Origin of the sequence: Bacillus tequilensis KCTC 13622 (genome assembly GCF_000507145.1) — a bacterium.
Taxonomy (GTDB): domain Bacteria; phylum Bacillota; class Bacilli; order Bacillales; family Bacillaceae; genus Bacillus; species Bacillus tequilensis.
On sequence record NZ_AYTO01000007.1, the window covers coordinates 79700 to 96608 of the forward strand.

18 protein-coding genes are annotated in these 16909 nt (G+C 45.9%); 7 read left to right on the forward strand and 11 right to left on the reverse strand.

The window, feature by feature from the left end; translation table 11 throughout:
- Positions 1 to 5: 5 nt before the first annotated feature.
- The 5 genes from V756_RS0101945 to V756_RS0101965 all read right to left on the reverse strand — a co-directional run bounded on the left by V756_RS0101945 (position 6) and on the right by V756_RS0101965 (position 4347).
- Positions 6 to 845, reverse strand: a complete 840-nt coding sequence (locus tag V756_RS0101945; RefSeq protein WP_024713171.1) for a helix-turn-helix transcriptional regulator — start codon at positions 843 to 845, stop codon at positions 6 to 8.
- 68 nt (positions 846 to 913) lie between these two features.
- On the reverse strand, positions 914 to 1297 hold the full coding sequence (locus tag V756_RS0101950; protein WP_019259841.1) for a carboxymuconolactone decarboxylase family protein: 384 nt from the start codon (positions 1295 to 1297) through the stop codon (positions 914 to 916).
- Complete coding sequence (locus V756_RS0101955) at positions 1284 to 2498, reverse strand: MFS transporter (RefSeq protein ID WP_024713173.1); 1215 nt, start codon at positions 2496 to 2498, stop codon at positions 1284 to 1286. Before V756_RS0101955 ends, V756_RS0101950 begins: the two co-directional genes overlap by 14 nt.
- A 138-nt stretch (positions 2499 to 2636) precedes the next feature.
- Positions 2637 to 3269 carry a GTP pyrophosphokinase YwaC gene (gene ywaC, locus V756_RS0101960; protein ID WP_003244564.1) on the reverse strand — a complete coding sequence of 211 codons (633 nt, stop codon included), beginning with the start codon at positions 3267 to 3269 and terminating at the stop codon, positions 2637 to 2639.
- Positions 3270 to 3411: 142 nt separating this feature from the next.
- Positions 3412 to 4347: a 1,4-dihydroxy-2-naphthoate polyprenyltransferase gene (locus V756_RS0101965; RefSeq protein WP_024713174.1), complete on the reverse strand. Its 936-nt coding sequence runs from the start codon at positions 4345 to 4347 to the stop codon at positions 3412 to 3414.
- Between the two features lie 438 nt (positions 4348 to 4785).
- On the opposite strand from V756_RS0101965, the gene V756_RS0101970 reads away from it, so the two are divergent.
- From V756_RS0101970 to V756_RS0102000, 7 genes are all read left to right on the forward strand, one after another.
- Positions 4786 to 4935, forward strand: coding sequence for a teichoic acid D-Ala incorporation-associated protein DltX (locus V756_RS0101970; protein ID WP_024713175.1), 150 nt, complete (start codon positions 4786 to 4788; stop codon positions 4933 to 4935).
- A gap of 17 nt (positions 4936 to 4952) precedes the next feature.
- A complete protein-coding gene (gene dltA, locus V756_RS0101975) occupies positions 4953 to 6464 on the forward strand; it encodes a D-alanine--poly(phosphoribitol) ligase subunit DltA (protein WP_024713176.1) in 1512 nt (503 codons plus the stop codon).
- A complete protein-coding gene (gene dltB / locus V756_RS0101980; protein ID WP_024713177.1) occupies positions 6461 to 7645 on the forward strand; it encodes a D-alanyl-lipoteichoic acid biosynthesis protein DltB in 1185 nt (394 codons plus the stop codon). Before dltA ends, dltB begins: the two co-directional genes overlap by 4 nt.
- A 16-nt stretch (positions 7646 to 7661) precedes the next feature.
- Entirely contained in the window at positions 7662 to 7898 is a 237-nt protein-coding gene (gene dltC, locus V756_RS0101985) for a D-alanine--poly(phosphoribitol) ligase subunit 2 (protein ID WP_003227325.1), read from the forward strand.
- On the forward strand, positions 7898 to 9076 hold the full coding sequence (dltD, locus tag V756_RS0101990) for a D-alanyl-lipoteichoic acid biosynthesis protein DltD (protein ID WP_024713178.1): 1179 nt from the start codon (positions 7898 to 7900) through the stop codon (positions 9074 to 9076). The genes dltC and dltD overlap by 1 nt, the downstream gene beginning before the upstream one ends.
- 89 nt (positions 9077 to 9165) lie before the next feature.
- Positions 9166 to 9924 carry an SDR family oxidoreductase gene (locus V756_RS0101995; protein WP_024713179.1) on the forward strand — a complete coding sequence of 253 codons (759 nt, stop codon included), beginning with the start codon at positions 9166 to 9168 and terminating at the stop codon, positions 9922 to 9924.
- Between the two features lie 141 nt (positions 9925 to 10065).
- On the forward strand, positions 10066 to 11157 hold the full coding sequence (locus V756_RS0102000; protein ID WP_024713180.1) for a branched-chain amino acid aminotransferase: 1092 nt from the start codon (positions 10066 to 10068) through the stop codon (positions 11155 to 11157).
- A gap of 31 nt (positions 11158 to 11188) precedes the next feature.
- Here V756_RS0102000 and licH read toward each other — a convergent pair whose 3' ends face one another.
- The 6 genes from licH to yxzF form a co-directional block, all read right to left on the reverse strand.
- Positions 11189 to 12517, reverse strand: a complete 1329-nt coding sequence (gene licH, locus V756_RS0102005; RefSeq protein WP_024713181.1) for a 6-phospho-beta-glucosidase LicH — start codon at positions 12515 to 12517, stop codon at positions 11189 to 11191.
- Complete coding sequence (licA, locus tag V756_RS0102010; protein WP_024713182.1) at positions 12514 to 12846, reverse strand: PTS lichenan transporter subunit IIA; 333 nt, start codon at positions 12844 to 12846, stop codon at positions 12514 to 12516. The genes licH and licA overlap by 4 nt, the downstream gene beginning before the upstream one ends.
- 18 nt (positions 12847 to 12864) lie before the next feature.
- On the reverse strand, positions 12865 to 14223 hold the full coding sequence (gene licC / locus V756_RS0102015; protein ID WP_024713183.1) for a PTS lichenan transporter subunit IIC: 1359 nt from the start codon (positions 14221 to 14223) through the stop codon (positions 12865 to 12867).
- Between the two features lie 15 nt (positions 14224 to 14238).
- The gene (gene licB, locus V756_RS0102020) at positions 14239 to 14547 is read right to left on the reverse strand and encodes a PTS lichenan transporter subunit IIB (protein ID WP_024713184.1); all 309 of its coding nucleotides are present in this window, start codon (positions 14545 to 14547) and stop codon (positions 14239 to 14241) included.
- A gap of 127 nt (positions 14548 to 14674) precedes the next feature.
- Positions 14675 to 16600, reverse strand: coding sequence for a transcriptional regulator LicR (gene licR, locus V756_RS0102025; protein ID WP_024713185.1), 1926 nt, complete (start codon positions 16598 to 16600; stop codon positions 14675 to 14677).
- A gap of 161 nt (positions 16601 to 16761) precedes the next feature.
- Complete coding sequence (gene yxzF, locus V756_RS01000000121710; RefSeq protein ID WP_497006350.1) at positions 16762 to 16887, reverse strand: small protein YxzF; 126 nt, start codon at positions 16885 to 16887, stop codon at positions 16762 to 16764.
- Positions 16888 to 16909: the final 22 nt, after the last annotated feature.

Genomic DNA, 16909 nt, shown 5'->3' on the forward strand with positions numbered 1-16909 from the left:
ACTATTTAACCGTCTATAAGTAAAGCTTTCAATTTATCTGCCGTATTTTCTTTCTCTAGCGGCCGATAAATGGTCAGTTTCAAATCTGGTGAGTCATAAACTTGCAATGTCATATGCTCCATTACCATTGTTCCCGCTGTCGGATGATGAAGCACTTTTTCTCCTGCGTGTGTGCCTAACACTTCGTGGTGGTTCCACCATTTTTTAAATTCCGGGCTTACCTCAGTTAACTCATCGATCAGCTCTTTTATCCATGCTTCCCCGAGAAACCGGCTGGCTGTCGATCGAAATTGCGCGATGAGTTTTTTGGCGTGGCTTTCCCAGTCGTCCAGCAGATCCCGGTATTCTTTCGACGTAAAACATCGCCATATAGCGTTCCTTTCCTTTCTGCCCATGTGGCCAAAATCGCCGAACACCGCACAAGCCGCCGTGTTCCAAGCAATAACGTCCCACTTTTCGTCAGTCACATAAACAGGGCAATTGGTTAAATGATCAATAAAGTGCCGCACAGCCAGGGGAAGGCTCTTGTTTTCCTCATCCTGATCATCTAAAAGAACATGATGGCCTGCCAACAGAAAGACATGGCGTTTTTCCTCGTAATTCAATTTGAGCACTCTTGATATGCTTTCCAGTACCTGTGTTGATACCCGAATATCCCTTCCCTGCTCCAGCCATGTGTACCATGTGACACCGATACCGGACAGCTGGGCCATTTCCTCTCTTCTCAAGCCTGTCGTTTTCCTTCTGGTGCCTAAAGGCAATCCAAATTCTTGCGGAGAAAGCTGCGCCCTTTTTAATTTTAAAAACTCACCAAGCTCTTTCCGTTTTTCTGCCATACCGTCCACATACCCACTCTCCTCCCGCATAGAATTTCCTATTTGTATTCTACATAAAAAAGGAGAAGATTTTTATATTATTTGTTTCGTTCTGCAAATACTTCTGCAGCCACAGGCAAAATGGTATTCAGCGCATTCGGGAATCCTGAGTAAATGATCATCTGCATCATCACTTCTATGAGTTCTTCTTGTGTCCATCCGACATTCAAGGCTCCGTTAATATAGAATTTTAACTGCTGCGTATTGCCCAATGCAGTCAATCCGGCAACCGTTGCTAATAATCTGGATTTCAGATCAAGACCCGGTCTTGAAAAAATTTGTCCGTAATTAAACTCCACGGCGAGCACACCAAGGTCCGGAGCGATGGATTGTTTAAAACTGTCTACGATCGCTTCGTAGTTCTCCTCATCTATTTGCTTCAGAATATCTAACCCTTTTTTATAATGTTCACTTGTTTGCACCAGCTTCTATCTCCCTTCTGATATCGCTTTGTTTCGCTGCTCGATTTATGGTAATCCTTGAACTGAAGGCAATGCCGATCATGATCATCCCCAGAATACAAACTCCGTTCCAATGAAACAGCATCCAGACTGCTCCGCCTGCATACGATCCAAAGGCACCGCCTAAAAATGTACTGACCATAAAAATGCCATTCAATCTGCTTCTCATTTCAGCGGACAATTGGAAAATCTCCGCCTGACATGCCACCTGATTCGCCTGAATGCCCATAGTGATGAATAAAGCGCCCAGCACAATCACAATCAATGAGGTCCGGCCCGCCATTAACAAAACAAATGACAATAAGGTAAAAGACATACAAAGTTTGTTGGCAAATGCCGCTCCTTTTTGATCAATAATCCTGCCGATCAGCGGAGTTGCAAAAGCTCCGCCAATCCCCACTAAACCAATTGTTCCGGCGGTCTGGCTGCCAAACGAGAATGGCGGTTCACTCACCACAAACACTAACGTCGTCCAAAATAAACTGAAGGCGCCGAACATGAACCCTTGGTTTACACATGCTTTTCTTAACGCTTTCTCCTTGATCAAAAGCGGAAATAATGAAGAAATGAGTTTTCCGTAATGAACGGCAGGTGTCCCTTTGCTTTTCGGAAAGCAGAAGCGAATGATCAGCATAATGATGACGGCCGCTGCACAGGCAATCCAATACATCACGCGCCAGCCATAGTGGGCATCTATCGCCCCGCTGACCACTCTCGCGCCTAATATTCCGCAAACCAAGCCGATGGCTACGTTTCCGAGTACTTTTCCTCTGTTCTTGTCATTTGCTAAACCTGCCGCAAATGGCACAAGGATTTGAGGAATAATTGTGAAGAACCCCAGCAACAAATTTGTGATGACCAGCCATGAAAAGCTTACAGCTAACGCTGAAGCGGCCGAGCAAACTCCCACTAAGAACAGCAGACTCACAATTAAGCGGCGGCGTTCAAATAGATCTCCTAATGGAACAAGCAGCAAGTTCCCCACGGCATAGCCGATCTGCACCAATGTAGCAATCATCCCAGCTTGTGCTGCTGTCACATGAAACGTGCCTGCCATGCTGACAAGCAATGTTTGATTGATATAGACATTGGCGACAGAAAACCCGCTAGTCACCGCCATCAGAAAGATCAAACCTCTCGATAATGAAATGGAATGTTTCATGTTTGCCTCCTTTCTACATGCATGATAAAGCAGGTGCAATCATAGAAACAGAAGTGAGTTTATACTGGTATTGAAAGTACTAGCAAAGCAAAAAAGCGAAACCTTGTCAGGCTTCGCTTTTGTAAAACATAACGTTTATTAATCCACTTCTTTCTTAATCCCCAGCATTTTCTCATCTAAATAATGGGCGATCTCCGCAGCTTCCTTCAGCTCATCTGTTAATTGCTTAGGAACGTCATTGTTCAATTTATAGTAAATCTTATGTTCAAGGCTCGCCCAGAAATCCATCGCGATCGTCCGGATTTGAATTTCTGCTTTGACGTATTCCACACGATTCGTTAAATTCACAGGCATCTCAATGATTAAGTGCAGGCTTCGGTAGCCGTTCGGTTTCGGCGTCTGGATATAATCCTTCACCTTCACGATCCGCAGGTCTTCATGCTGCTTTAAGACGTTAACAACATTATAAATATCAGAAATAAAGGAACAAATGATGCGCACGCCGGCAATGTCGTGGATATGCTCTTTCATCTCCTTCGTCGTAATCTCGCAGCCCTTTCTCATTAACTTATTCACGATGCTTTCAAAGCTTTTGACACGGGATTTCGTATGTTCAATCGGGTTGTGTCCGTGAATGAGGTTATATTCCTGACTGATAATAGAGAACTTTGTATCCAAGGCATCAAGCGCAAATTTATAAACTAATAATTCATTTTTCCAATCTTCCATTACTGTTTTTAAATCGTCCATATGCGTTACAGATAAATCCATTTTCGTCATCTCCTTTAACGGATCTTTATCCGCTGTCCATGTACTAGACGTGCCTGCCTCCTGAGAGGTTCTACGAATTTTTTTACAAAATACTGTCGAATGTAACAAAAAAAGACCGCACGAAACCATGCGGTCTTTCTTTTTATCGGAAGTAGCTGATCAATAATCCGATCGAGAGCAGGAATCCGAAAAATGTATTCGTCTGGGCTGTTGATTTCATTGCGATAATCATGTTCATCGGCATTTCTTTTTGGATGAAGCCCTTCACAGCCTGAATCGGCTTAGGCACGCTCAAAAAGACGACAAACAGCCATGGGCTTGCGGCACCGGTGATGACTAAGCCGACAATCCAAATATAAGCAACAGCAAACGACGCAGCCAAGAGAGTGACAGCTCCCTTATGCCCCATCAAAATCGCCAATGTTTTGCGCCCGCCTTTTTTGTCCTCTTCAATATCGCGAATGTTGTTCGACAGGTTAATCGCACCGACAAGAATTGCAATTGGTATTGAAATCAAAATGCTTTGCATATAAATCTTATCAGTCTGAATGAAAAACGAAATCAGCACAAACATCGAACCCATGCAAATGCCTGAGAATAACTCACCGAACGGCGTGTAGGCAATCGGCAGCGGCCCGCCTGTATACAGGTAGCCGATCGCCATGCCGACAAGGCCGATCACAGCGAGCCACCAGCTGCTGCTCGCGCAAATGTAAACGCCGAGCAGGATGGCAATCCCGTATGACGCGAGAGCTAATTGCAAAATCGTCTTAGGTTTCATTCCGTGGCGTACAATTGCCCCTCCGATTCCGACAGATTCTGCTGTATCCAACCCGCGTTTAAAATCATAGTATTCATTAAATAAGTTCGTCGCGATCTGGATCCATAAGCAAGAAAACAGCATAGCCAGAAACAGCAGCAGATCAACCTTCACATAAAACATCGCCAAAACCGTTCCGAGCAGCACAGGCACAAACGATGCGGTTAACGTATGAGGACGGGTTAACTGCCAAAGGATCTGGCCCATGCTTTCTTTTTGAGGCGCTGTCTGACCCTCACCCTTATTTGTTTGGTTCATCTTCCTCTTCCTTTCTATTAAAAGGCTTTTTTCAGCCGGCAGCTTAATAAAACTCCTTTTGCTTCCTTATCTATCATAATGACTTCTCCCCCATTTCACAAGATACTGCAAGAAGGCGTTTTCTTTCTTATTATACGCTTACTGCCCTGATTTCATTAGGGTTCTGCTTTCACTTGAACGAACAGGAAGAGAAAAATTTTTTTAAGTGCTTTACGCTTTTGAAAAATTAAAAAGACCTTTTGACTCCATTTACATTTTCCTTTATTATTAATCAGCTCGAGACTTTCCATTCTTGCCTTGCAGGTATAAAGGTTCATTTTCAAAAGCAGATGCCGATATATTAATTTGAGGGAGATTAGGGAAAAAATGAAACTTTTCGAGCATTTAAACGTCAAATACTCATGTGATTGTCGAAAAAACGGGAAGGGAATTTTTGATATGCTGCAATTAATGAAACAGCTGTATGAAAAGCCCGCTGTCAAGTGGACATGTCATACAAGCTTTTATTTGATGATACTGCTTGTTTTGTTTTTTATGTATGGTTTTCACACCGCGAATACCGGTTCTTATATTTATAACGATTTCTAATTGGAGAGAGAATAACTATGAAACTTTTACATGCTATTCAAACACATGCGGAAACTCATCCGCAAACCGATGCCTTCCGCTCTCAAGGCCAGTCGCTCACGTATCAGGAATTATGGGAGCAGTCTGACCGCGCGGCTGCCGCGATCCAACAACGCATTTCCGGGGAAAAGAAATCTCCTGTCCTTGTGTACGGCCATATGGAGCCGCACATGATCGTTTCCTTCTTAGGAAGCGTTAAAGCGGGACACCCTTATATTCCGGTTGATCTGTCCATTCCGTCCGAGCGGATTGCGAAAATTATCGAAAGCTCTGGAGCAGAATTGCTGATCCATGCAGCCGGACTTCCAATTGACACACTCGGTCAGCAGATTCAGACCATTTCAGCAGAAGCACTGCTGGAAAACAAAGACGCTTCTGTCAGCCAAGATCAATGGGTCAAGGAACACGAGACGTTTTATATCATTTACACTTCCGGAAGCACCGGAAATCCTAAAGGCGTACAGATTTCCGCCTCGAACCTTCAAAGCTTCACAGACTGGATTTGTGCTGACTTCCCAGTCAACGGCGGAAAAATATTTTTAAACCAAGCTCCGTTTTCATTTGATTTATCTGTCATGGATCTTTATCCATGCCTTCAATCAGGCGGGACTTTACACTGCGTGACAAAGGATGCTGTGAATAAGCCGAAAGTCTTGTTCGAAGAGCTGAAGAAGTCCGGGCTGAATGTGTGGACATCTACACCTTCCTTTGTGCAGATGTGCCTGATGGACCCAGGTTTTTCTCAGGAGCTGCTGCCTGATGCGGATACATTTATGTTTTGCGGAGAGGTTCTTCCTGTTTCTGTGGCAAAAGCGCTGCATGAGCGTTTTCCGAAAGCAAAAATCTTTAATACGTACGGTCCGACTGAAGCGACGGTGGCTGTCACATCCGTCGAAATTACAGATGACATCATCAGCCGCAGCGAATCGCTTCCAGTGGGCTTCGCCAAGCCGGATATGAACATTTTCATTATGGATGAACAGGGACAGCCGCTTCCTGATGGAGAAAAAGGAGAAATCGTGATTGCGGGTCCGAGTGTGAGCCGAGGATATCTTGGTGAGCCCGAGCTGACGGATAAAGCGTTTTTCTCTTATAAAGGCGAGTGGGCATACCGGACTGGCGATGCCGGCTATATCGAAGATGGCCAGATCTTCTGCCAAGGGCGTTTGGATTTCCAAATTAAGCTTCACGGCTACCGAATGGAGCTTGAGGAAATTGAGGTCCATGTCAGACAGTCTCAGTACGTTCGCACTGCTGTCGTGATCCCGTATCAGCCAAACGGTACAGTTGAGTACCTGATCGCTGCTATTGTCCCTGAGGAGCATGAGTTCCAGAAGGAATTCCAGCTGACAAGCGCGATTAAAAAAGAGCTTGCCGCTTCGCTTCCAGCATATATGATCCCGAGAAAATTTATCTATCAGGATCACATTCAAATGACGGCTAACGGCAAAATTGACCGAAAACGCATTGGCGAAGAGGTTCTTGTATGACGCCTTACAGCTCGTTTTTATTCTTTATACTGCTTGGCATTCTTCTTCTGCCGACGATCATTCTCGGCTTAAACGGAAAAAGATTTCAAGCATACAACATGTTCATATCCATCATTATATTGGCTTTAATTTTTTCGCACGACTTACACGGAGCCATCGCGCTATGCCTGTTTACGATATGGCAGGTGCTTTTGATCAGCGGCTATCTGGCGTACCGGCAGAAAGCGAACAGCGGCTTTGTCTTTTGCGCAGCTGTTATCGCGTCGATTCTGCCTTTATTCTTGTCAAAAATATGGCCGTTTCTTTCACACCCGCAGCCGCATCATCCGACGCTTAACCTGATCAGCTTTTTAGGGATTTCGTATTTAACCTTTAAAGGCGTTCAGCTGATTATGGAAGCAAGAGACGGTCTGCTGAAGGAACAGCTGCCGCTGCACCGCCTGCTGTATTTCATCCTGTTTTTCCCGACGATTTCATCCGGTCCGATCGACAGATATCGCCGATTCGTCAAGGATGAGCAGAAGGCTTGGACAAAAGAAGAATACGCCGACCTATTGTATACAGGAATACATAAAATCTTTATCGGTTTCCTGTATAAGTTTATAATCGGCTATGCAATCAATACGTACTTCATCATGAATCTTCCCGCGATCACGCACAATAAGATTCTTGGAAATCTGCTGTACATGTACGGCTACAGCATGTATTTATTCTTTGATTTCGCCGGATACACGATGTTTGCCGTCGGGGTCAGCTATATTATGGGAATTAAATCCCCGGAAAACTTTAATAAACCGTTTATCAGTAAAAATATTAAAGATTTCTGGAATCGCTGGCATATGTCTCTGTCATTTTGGTTCAGAGATTATGTGTTTATGAGATTCGTCTTTTGGATGACAAAGAAAAAGTGGATCAAAAACCGTATGGCCATCTCAAACATCGGGTATTTCCTGCTGTTTATGCTGATGGGTGTTTGGCACGGGCTTGCACCGCAATATATCATCTACGGCCTCTATCACGCCGTGCTGATGACATGCTACAACTTTTTCGAGAAGTGGAATAAGAAATATAAATGGCTGCCGTCCAACCGCTGGACAACTATTCTCGCGATTGTGATCACATTCCACTTCGTTTGCTTCGGATTTTATATTTTCTCTGGAAAACTATTTCATCACCATTAAAGGAGATTAGAAGACTATGGATTTTAAACAAGAGGTATTAGACGTTTTAGCAGAGGTTTGCCAGGATGACATCGTAAAAGAAAATCCTGATATTGAAATTTTTGAAGAAGGTTTGCTTGATTCTTTTGGAACAGTAGAATTGCTGCTTGCGATTGAAAACCGTTTTGATATTTTAGTGCCGATCACTGAATTTGACCGGGACGTTTGGAATACGCCTAATAACATTGTAAATCAGCTGTCTGAGTTGAAATAATGAAAAAGCGTTTTTTCGGTCCAATTATTTTGGCGTTTATTCTATTCGCAGGCGCCATCGCAATTCCATCTTCATGGCTGACAGGCTTCATCACTGATAAGCGGGTGAAAGAGTCAGCAACAGCCTTGAATCCAAGTATGTTTCAAGGGCTTTATTTACAAGATCAAATGCTCAAAGATCCGGAATATCTTCCGATTTACGGGTCTTCTGAGCTTTCCCGGCTGGACGAGTTCCACCCATCTAATTATTTTCAAGTAAACAATGAGGGATTCACGCCATACCTTGTCGGGAAAGGCGGATCCCAGTCATTGATTCATTCTTTAAACTTCGCTGCCCATATGGATCAGCTGAAGGGCAAAAAAATCGTATTCATCGTGTCTCCGCAATGGTTTATTAAGCGCGGGTCTGATGAACAGCATTTCGCACCTAACTTTTCCGCGCTGCAAGGGCTTGATTTGGCATTTAACGAGCAGATCGATCCTGATGTGAAAAAGTACATGATGAAGCGCATGCTGCGCTTTAAGGTCGTGAAAAACGACGCGGTTCTTTCCGAGCTGTATAAAGCAATGGTTAACGGCCAGACATGGAAAGTGAACGCGCTGAAACCGGCGGCAAAGGTCTATTACAGCATGCTGGAAAAGAAAGACATGTATTATTCAACGATGGAATCATCCGGGCCAAAGCGTTACATCTCGCAGTCGGTAAAGGACAAGTCATGGTCTGAATTAAATAAACTCGCAGATCAATCAGGCAAACGCCACTCCGGATCTAACGATTTTCACATTGACAACCCCATTTATAAAAAGCTAAAACCGAAAGTGCCTAAGCTGAAAGGGAAAAACAAAGGAAAATCGTATGCAGTGTCACCGGAATACAGGGATTTTGAGATGATGCTTGATATCCTGAAGGATGCGGGTGCAGAGCCTATGTTTGTCACCATTCCTGTTAACGGAAAGTGGTACGACTACACAGGCTTCCCGAAAAAAGGACGCACTGACTATTACAAAAAGGTGAATAAACAGATCAGAGCCAAGGGCTTCCAGGTTGCTGATTTCTCGAGACATGAATATGACCCGTATTTCATGAAAGACACGATCCACATTGGCTGGAAAGGCTGGGTGTATGTCGATAAAGCAATTGACGATTTTTATAAAACCGGCAAAGTCACTTCATCCTGAGCATCTCATAGGACGCGGCTGCATATTTCCTGCTAAGATTTGAAATAGTAAAGGAATCACAGCCAACTGAAATAAGAGGTGTTACATCCATGAAGATGACAGGCAATACGGTTTTAATCACAGGCGGTTCAGCTGGCATCGGGCTCGAGCTGGCCAAGCGGCTGCTTGAACTCGGCAATGAGGTTATCATTTGCGGACGCAGCGAAGCGCGTCTTACAGAAGCGAAACAGCAGCTGCCAAACATCCACACAAAGCAATGTGATGTTGCAGACCGTTCGCAGCGGGAAGCATTGTATGAATGGGCTTTAAAGGCATTTCCGAACGTGAATGTTCTTGTCAACAACGCCGGCATTCAAAAGGAAATCGACTTCAAAAAAGGGACAGAGGAGCTTTTTGTGGACGGAGATGAAATTGAACTCAATTTGCAAGCCCCTGTCCATTTATCAGCTCTGTTCACGCCTCATTTAATGAAGCAGCCCGATGCGGCAATCGTTCAGGTCACGTCCGGGCTTGCATTTAACCCGTTAGCTGTTTATCCGGTGTACTGCGCAACGAAAGCGGCGCTACACTCATTCTCGCTTACGCTGAGACACCAGCTCCGCGATACAAGCGTGGAAGTGATTGAAATGGCGCCTCCTATGGTAGACACGGGCTTAAACCAAAAATCACGCGATAAACAAGGCCTGACGTACCGCGGCATTTCAACGGAAGAATATGTTCAGTATTTCTTGGACGGCTTAAAGCAAGGCAAACAAGAGATTACGAATGAACGTGTTGAAGGCCTTCGAAATGCCACTCGGGCTGATTATGACAGGGTGTTCGAGCAAATGAACACGCAGGAGAATTAATTTCTCCTGCTTTTTTCTTATGAATTTCTTGCAAATTTGAGCAAACCTATTGCGAATATTTGTTGAAGGTATACAATAGAATATAAATTATTTTCAAATAAGTTTGATAATATAAACAATTTAACAGCAGGGAGATTGACCATGACTAAACAAACGATTCGCGTTGAATTGACATCAACAAAAAAACCAAAACCAGATCCAAATCAGCTTTCATTCGGAAGAGTGTTTACAGACCACATGTTTGTAATGGATTATGCGGCGGATAAAGGATGGTACGACCCAAGAATCATTCCTTATCAACCCTTTTCAATGGACCCGGCCGCAATGGTATATCACTACGGCCAAACTGTATTTGAAGGGTTAAAGGCTTACGTGTCAGAGAATGACCATGTCCTGCTTTTCAGACCTCAAAAAAATATGGAGCGCTTGAATCAATCAAACGATCGCCTCTGTATCCCGCAGATCAATGAAGAACTGGTTCTTGAAGGCTTAAAACAGCTTGTCGCGATTGATAAAGACTGGATTCCAAAAGCGGAGGGCACGTCCCTTTACATCCGTCCGTTCATCATCGCAACCGAGCCTTTCCTCGGTGTTGCGGCATCTCATACGTATAAGCTCTTGATCATTCTTTCTCCGGTCGGCTCGTATTACAAAGAAGGCATCAAGCCGGTCAAAATCGCTGTTGAAAGTGAATTTGTCCGCGCGGTAAAAGGCGGAACGGGAAATGCCAAAACCGCAGGGAACTATGCTTCAAGCTTAAAGGCGCAGCAGGTAGCTGAAGAAAAAGGATTTTCTCAAGTGCTGTGGCTGGACGGCATAGAGAAGAAATACATTGAAGAAGTTGGAAGCATGAATATCTTCTTCAAAATCAACGGTGAAATTGTAACGCCGATGCTGAACGGAAGCATCCTGGAAGGCATTACACGCAATTCCGTCATCGCCTTGCTTAAGCATTGGGGCCTGCCCGTTTCAGAACGGAAAATCACAATCGATGAGGTCATCCAAGCACATAAAGACGGCCTCCTTGAAGAAGCATTCGGAACAGGTACAGCAGCTGTTATTTCTCCAGTCGGCGAGCTGATCTGGCAGGATGAAACACTGTCGATCAACAACGGTGAAACAGGAGAAATCGCGAAAAAACTATATGACACGATTACAGGCATTCAAAAAGGTGCTGTCGCAGACGAATTCGGATGGACGACCGAAGTCGCAGCACTGACTGAAAGCAAATAAGAAAAAGACCGGCCACTGAGGGCCGGTTTTTTTACGCTTCAATTTTGTTAAAGAACTGCGGCAGGTACGCTTTGTGCGCCTCCAGCATGTCGTCTAAAATCTGTTTCGCGACAGTGTCGGACGGGACGAGCGGGTTTATCGTCATGGCGAGGAGCGCGGTTTGATAGTCGCCTGTGACCGCCGCTTCTGCCGCGACACGTTCAAATGATTTGATTTGCTGGACGAGGCCCCGGACAGAAACCGGCAAGTCGCCGACAGCAATTGGCTGAGGGCCGTTTTTCGTCATGACACAGTTCACTTCGACCGCGGAATCGTCCGGGATGCTGGCGATTGCTCCGTTATTCTTCGTGTTCACCGGCTGAATGTCGTGTTTATCATTGTAAATGGAGCTGATTAAATTACAAGCAGCATCGCTGTAGTAAGCGCCGCCCCGTTTTTCCAGCTGCGGCGGCTTGATCGCAAGGTTTGGATCTTTATAGAGCTCGAACAGCTCTTTTTCGACCTTTTGCACGACTTCAGCGCGGGTGCCTTCCGTTTGTGAAGCTTCCAGTTCGTGCTCCAGCATCTCTTTCGTTTTGAAATAGTAACGGTGATAGCCGCAAGGAATGATGTTGAGCGCTTTTAAAAATTCCGGCTCCCACTCTGCGCCTGAGATGTTTTTCATCGTCATCGCGTTTTTCGGATCCCCCATCGCTTCGATGACTTGATCCTTCACACTGATGCCGTCCAGGAACACATCCAGCCCGAACACCATATGATTCAGTCCCGCGAATTGAACTTCTACGCGATCCACATCTACATCAAGCGCTTTGGCTACACCCATTTTGATGCCGATTGGAACGTTACAGAGACCGACGACTTTCTTCAGGTTAGAGTAGCGAAGCAAGGCTTCTGTCACCATGCCGGCCGGGTTTGTGAAATTGACGAGCCATGCGTTCGGGCAAAGCTCTTCAATGTCCTTCGCGATCTCTAGGATAACCGGAATCGTGCGTAACCCTTTAAACAAGCCTCCTGGGCCGTTCGTTTCCTGGCCGATGACGCCGTATTTTAATGGGATGCGTTCATCCTTGGCTCTTGCCTGCAGAAGTCCGACGCGGAATTGGGTCGTGACAAAGTCTGCGTCCTTCAGCGCTTTTCTCCGATCGAGCGTAAGATGAATGTCGATCGGGACGCCGGCTTTTTCAACCATCCGTTTTGCGAGCGTGCCGACAATATTCAGCTTTTCTTCGCCCTCAGGGATATCGACTAGCCATAATTCGCGGACAGGCAGCTCCTCATACCGTTTAATCAGCCCTTCCACTAGCTCGGGCGTGTAGCTTGAACCCCCGCCAATCGTTACAATCTTCAATCCTTTTGTCATATGCTTGCTCCCCTTTGTTCGGTGATTTTTTCATATAACGCAATGAACTCCGCAGCCAAATCCTTCACTGTCATCGCATTCATTAAGTGATCCTGCGCATGCACCATCAGAAGCGTCATGTCCGTTTTTTCTCCGCCCGCTTCATTTTGGATCAGCTCGGTCTGGTAATGATGGGCTTTTGTTAATTCTTCTGCGGCGTCTTGAAGCTTTTTCCGCGCTTCTTCTGCGTCACCGCTTTTCGCAGCGGCAATGGCCTCCATTGCCGAGCTTCTTCCGTTTCCTCCGTGAAGGATAATTTGAAAAATGATTTGCTCCATTTTCTCATTCACGCAATTCACTTCCTTTCTCTACAGAGCCGCTTCTTTGTCATCTAATGCACCAGGCGTTTGGACCAGCTCCAGATCGTTTTCTTCTTTCAGCTTCTGTTTATCCCACATTCTGAAAAACGGGTAGTAGACAACAAAGGATACGGCGATGTTAATGGCTTGCATGACTGCACCTGAGACTTTTCCGCCTGTCGCCAGGTAACCCGAAAAGATCGGCGGCATGGTCCACGGGACTGCGATACCCGCCGGTTTGGCGACAAGTCCGGTGCTCATTCCGATGTATGTGAGTGTTACTGTGACAAGCGGCGTGATGATAAACGGCAGTAAAAGCATCGGATTCATGACGATCGGCATACCGAAAATAATCGGTTCGTTAATATTGAAGATGGCCGGACCGACCGCAAGCTTTCCGAGCTGCTTCATTTGTTTGCTTCGGGCACGCAGGAACATCGTGACAACCAGTGCCAACGTAGCGCCGCTTCCGCCAATATTGACCCAGATATCGAAAAACTGCTGGGTGAAAATCTTAGGCAGCTCCTCACCTGCTTGGAAGGCGATCCGGTTGACATCCATGGCGCCGTACCAAATCGGTGCCATGACGCCGCCTACAATGTTGGCCCCGTGAAGGCCGCAGGCCCATAAAAGCATTTTGACGGCTTCCGCGACGAGGCTGCCCCCCAGGCTTCCGCCAAGAATGGAAAGCGGTGTTCCCAATAGAACGCTTACAATATTATGAAGGCTTTCAAACGGTGTCGCTTCAACAATCAGCCGGGCTGCCCAAATTAGGAAGATGACAGCAAAGCCGGGAATTAACGCGACAAATGACTTGCTGACCGCCGGGGGCACGCCGTCCGGCATTTTGAAGACCAAATTGCGCTGAATAATCAGGCGGTAAATCTCTGTCGACACCATTGCGATAATCATGGCGACAAACAGACCTTTGCTTCCCATCAGTGAGAGCGGAATCCCGCCGCCGACCATGATTTCTTTCGTTGAACCGTCCGGTATAAACGGCACTTGATACGGTGTCGCTAGCAAAAATGCCGCTAGTGAAATGGCTCCGGCCGACAAGGCATCAACGCCGTATTTCTCGGCGAGCCGGTAGGCGATGCCGAACGCGGCGACAAGCCCCATAATTTCAAAGGTCGCGTCGACTGGATAGGCCAGTTTTTCAGACCAGGAGCTCCCAAACGTTTTTGCCATAAACTCAGCGTATCCCGGGATGGGGAGGTTGCCGATGATGAGGAAAAAGGAACCGATGATAATCAGCGGCATCGTAAGGATGATACCGTCACGCAGCGCCTGCAAATGACGCTGCCCCGCAATTCTTCCCGCTATAGGCATGACCTTTTCTTCTAAGATCTGATTGACTTTATTCACATAGCCCGCTCCTCTCTATGACACATGTCCAAGCTGTTCAGCTGATTTCAGCACTTCCGCCCCGTTGCACGTGCCATAATGGACGGTATTAATGACTTCTACCGGAACCCCCTTTGACTCTCCTAATTTTTTCAGCTGCGGAAGCATGTAACGGACTTGCGGGCCGAGAAGCAGTACATCCGCTTTATCAATATGATTCTGTACAGAATCGCCTGAGACTGCCCAAATGGTATAGTCTTTTCCTTGCTCCTGCGCACTTTTTTCCATCTTGCTCACCAGTAAGCTTGTAGACATGCCTGCTGCACAAACGAGTAATATATTCATGTAAAAGACCCCCTAGAGTTTAATTGATTTGTAATGTCCTGCTGTTGCAATCATTATATTATGAAATCGCTTTCATAAACACTCAAGGTTTTTCCGCAGAAAACGGAAAAAAGGTATATACAGGCTGTCAGCTCAGCAGTTTTTGGTCAAACACATCCAAAAGCTCTTGATACGAACGGCATTTGAGCAGCTGATTCACCGCCGCCGGATCATCCAAAATGCCGCCAAGCAGTTTATACATGCTTTGCAAATCGGATTTGTTCTCCTTTTCGACACAAAGCAGACAGACAAATTGAACACGCTGGTTCTCCCAATCTATCGGTTTTTTTAACGTACAAATGGCCCAAAACGTGGTTTTTGTCTGCGGTACGAGCGGATGCGGGATGGCCACAAGATTGCCAAAGCATGTTGGCGACATGTTTTCTCTTTCAAAAATGGAATCTATGATTTTTTCATCGGCATAGCCGAAATCAACCGCTTTCTGCCCTAGAAATTGAATCACTTCTTCTTTTGAGCATATATCTTTCTGAAGAAAAATGAGTTCTTTTTTTAGGTAGCGAGCTGCTTTTTCTTTTTCATCACTCAGAATGGATTCGATTTTTGTAAAGTCCGTTCCGCCTAAAAGCGTGTTGACCTTCAGCACTGGCACAGGGAGCTCTTTTTTGATCGAGATGGTGCTGATGACAAAATCGATGGATTCATAGGAGATATGGTCAAGACTGTAATACTCGGCAGTTCCCACAATATCGATCCGCTTGCCGAAATGGGAGCGGAGTTTTTCGCGCAGAAGCTGGGCGCTTCCGGCACCTGATGCGCAAACAATGATACAGCGTTTCGGCGGACTTTTTGTTTTTTTTCGTTCAATCGCGGCGCCAAAGTGAAGGGCCAGATACCCGATTTCGTTTTCATGAATGTCGATGCCTGTTTGTTCCTTTATCACCATCCCCGCAATAATTCCGGCTTCAAAAGCGAGAGGATAATGTTCCTTGATCGCTGCCAGCATCGGATTTCGAAGGTTCATCCCGTATCGATTGCGGCTGATTGCCGGCTTCACATGCAGCGCCAAGCCGATTTTCAGCTCTTTGTCATGCTCGATGCCGAGCTTCAGTTCACGATCAACTGCTTTTATCATCGCAAATATAAGCTGATCGGTTTCTTCGTCAATCGAAAATGTGTCCTCCCCGCAATGCGGCTGTGTCATTCGCTTTGTACCGAGGAGATGCATGGCGATATAGGCTGTCTCGTCTTTCGGAAACGTAACGGCTAGTGCTGATTCCAGTTCATTTACGATCTCTTCAGCGGCCTGATATTCCTTTTGGTCCAGGATATGATCCATATCTTCCGGGAAAAGAGATACGTAGTTTTCTGTTCTGATCCGTTTACAGGCGATCGCGATATGGATGATGAGGTTATTCAGCCCCAAGTTGGACAGCCGGATGCCGTCGTTTTTCATTTTTGTCAGAATGGCGGAACGGATGATCTCGATTTCTTCATTTGGCAATATATCAGCCGTTTCATTCAAAATATCAATCTCCGTTTCTCTTTCATCGACAATGTACTCCGCCATGCAATACCTCATCTGCACCTCGTCCCCGCGCAGCTTGAAGCCGTAATTCGGGCGTGTTTCCATGACGATGCGGTACGGCAGCAGCCGTTTTTTCACTTCTTTTAAATCCGTTTGGAGTGTCGATTTTGAGATAAATAGTTCTTCAGCCAGTTCATCGAGCTTGAGGTAATGATCCGCCAGCAGCAGCCGTTTCATGAGGTAAGCGATTCTCTCCTCCGGCAATACCGGCAGGCCCTTATTTTGCTGAAAGACATCTTGCAGGAGCGTTCTGAATGCCGGCTCGTCATGAATGCGGAGTTTGTAACCGGCGCCTCTTACTGATTGGACAAGAGCGCCATGGCCGCTCAGCTCGCTTTGCAGTTCCTTTATGTCATTGCGGACCGTCCGCGTCGTCACGTGTAATTGCGCAGCAAAAAACGAGCTTGTCACCGGGGCTTCAGCCGCCATCAGCAAGCGCAGAATATCACGAAGTCGCCCATGAAGCATGTGAAAAACCTCCTATCAAATAGATACAGGAATAAAGTGAATAGGCAGAAAGAATGATGAAAGATTGCGAAATGTATATAAATTCTATAATGGGGAGCATTTCAAGTCAATGAACATCGGAGGGACGAGAGGGAAAACTGACCTATAAAAAAACAGCCGGGTCAGCCGGCTGTTCGGGATGCGGACATATTCTTTCGTTTAGACGCCTTGCGATCCTTCATGATTTTGCGAACAATTGGGTAAATGACCGGCGCCCATTTGATAACGGTTTTGATCATCTTTTTCAAAGCTCGGATTCTCCCTTCTTTT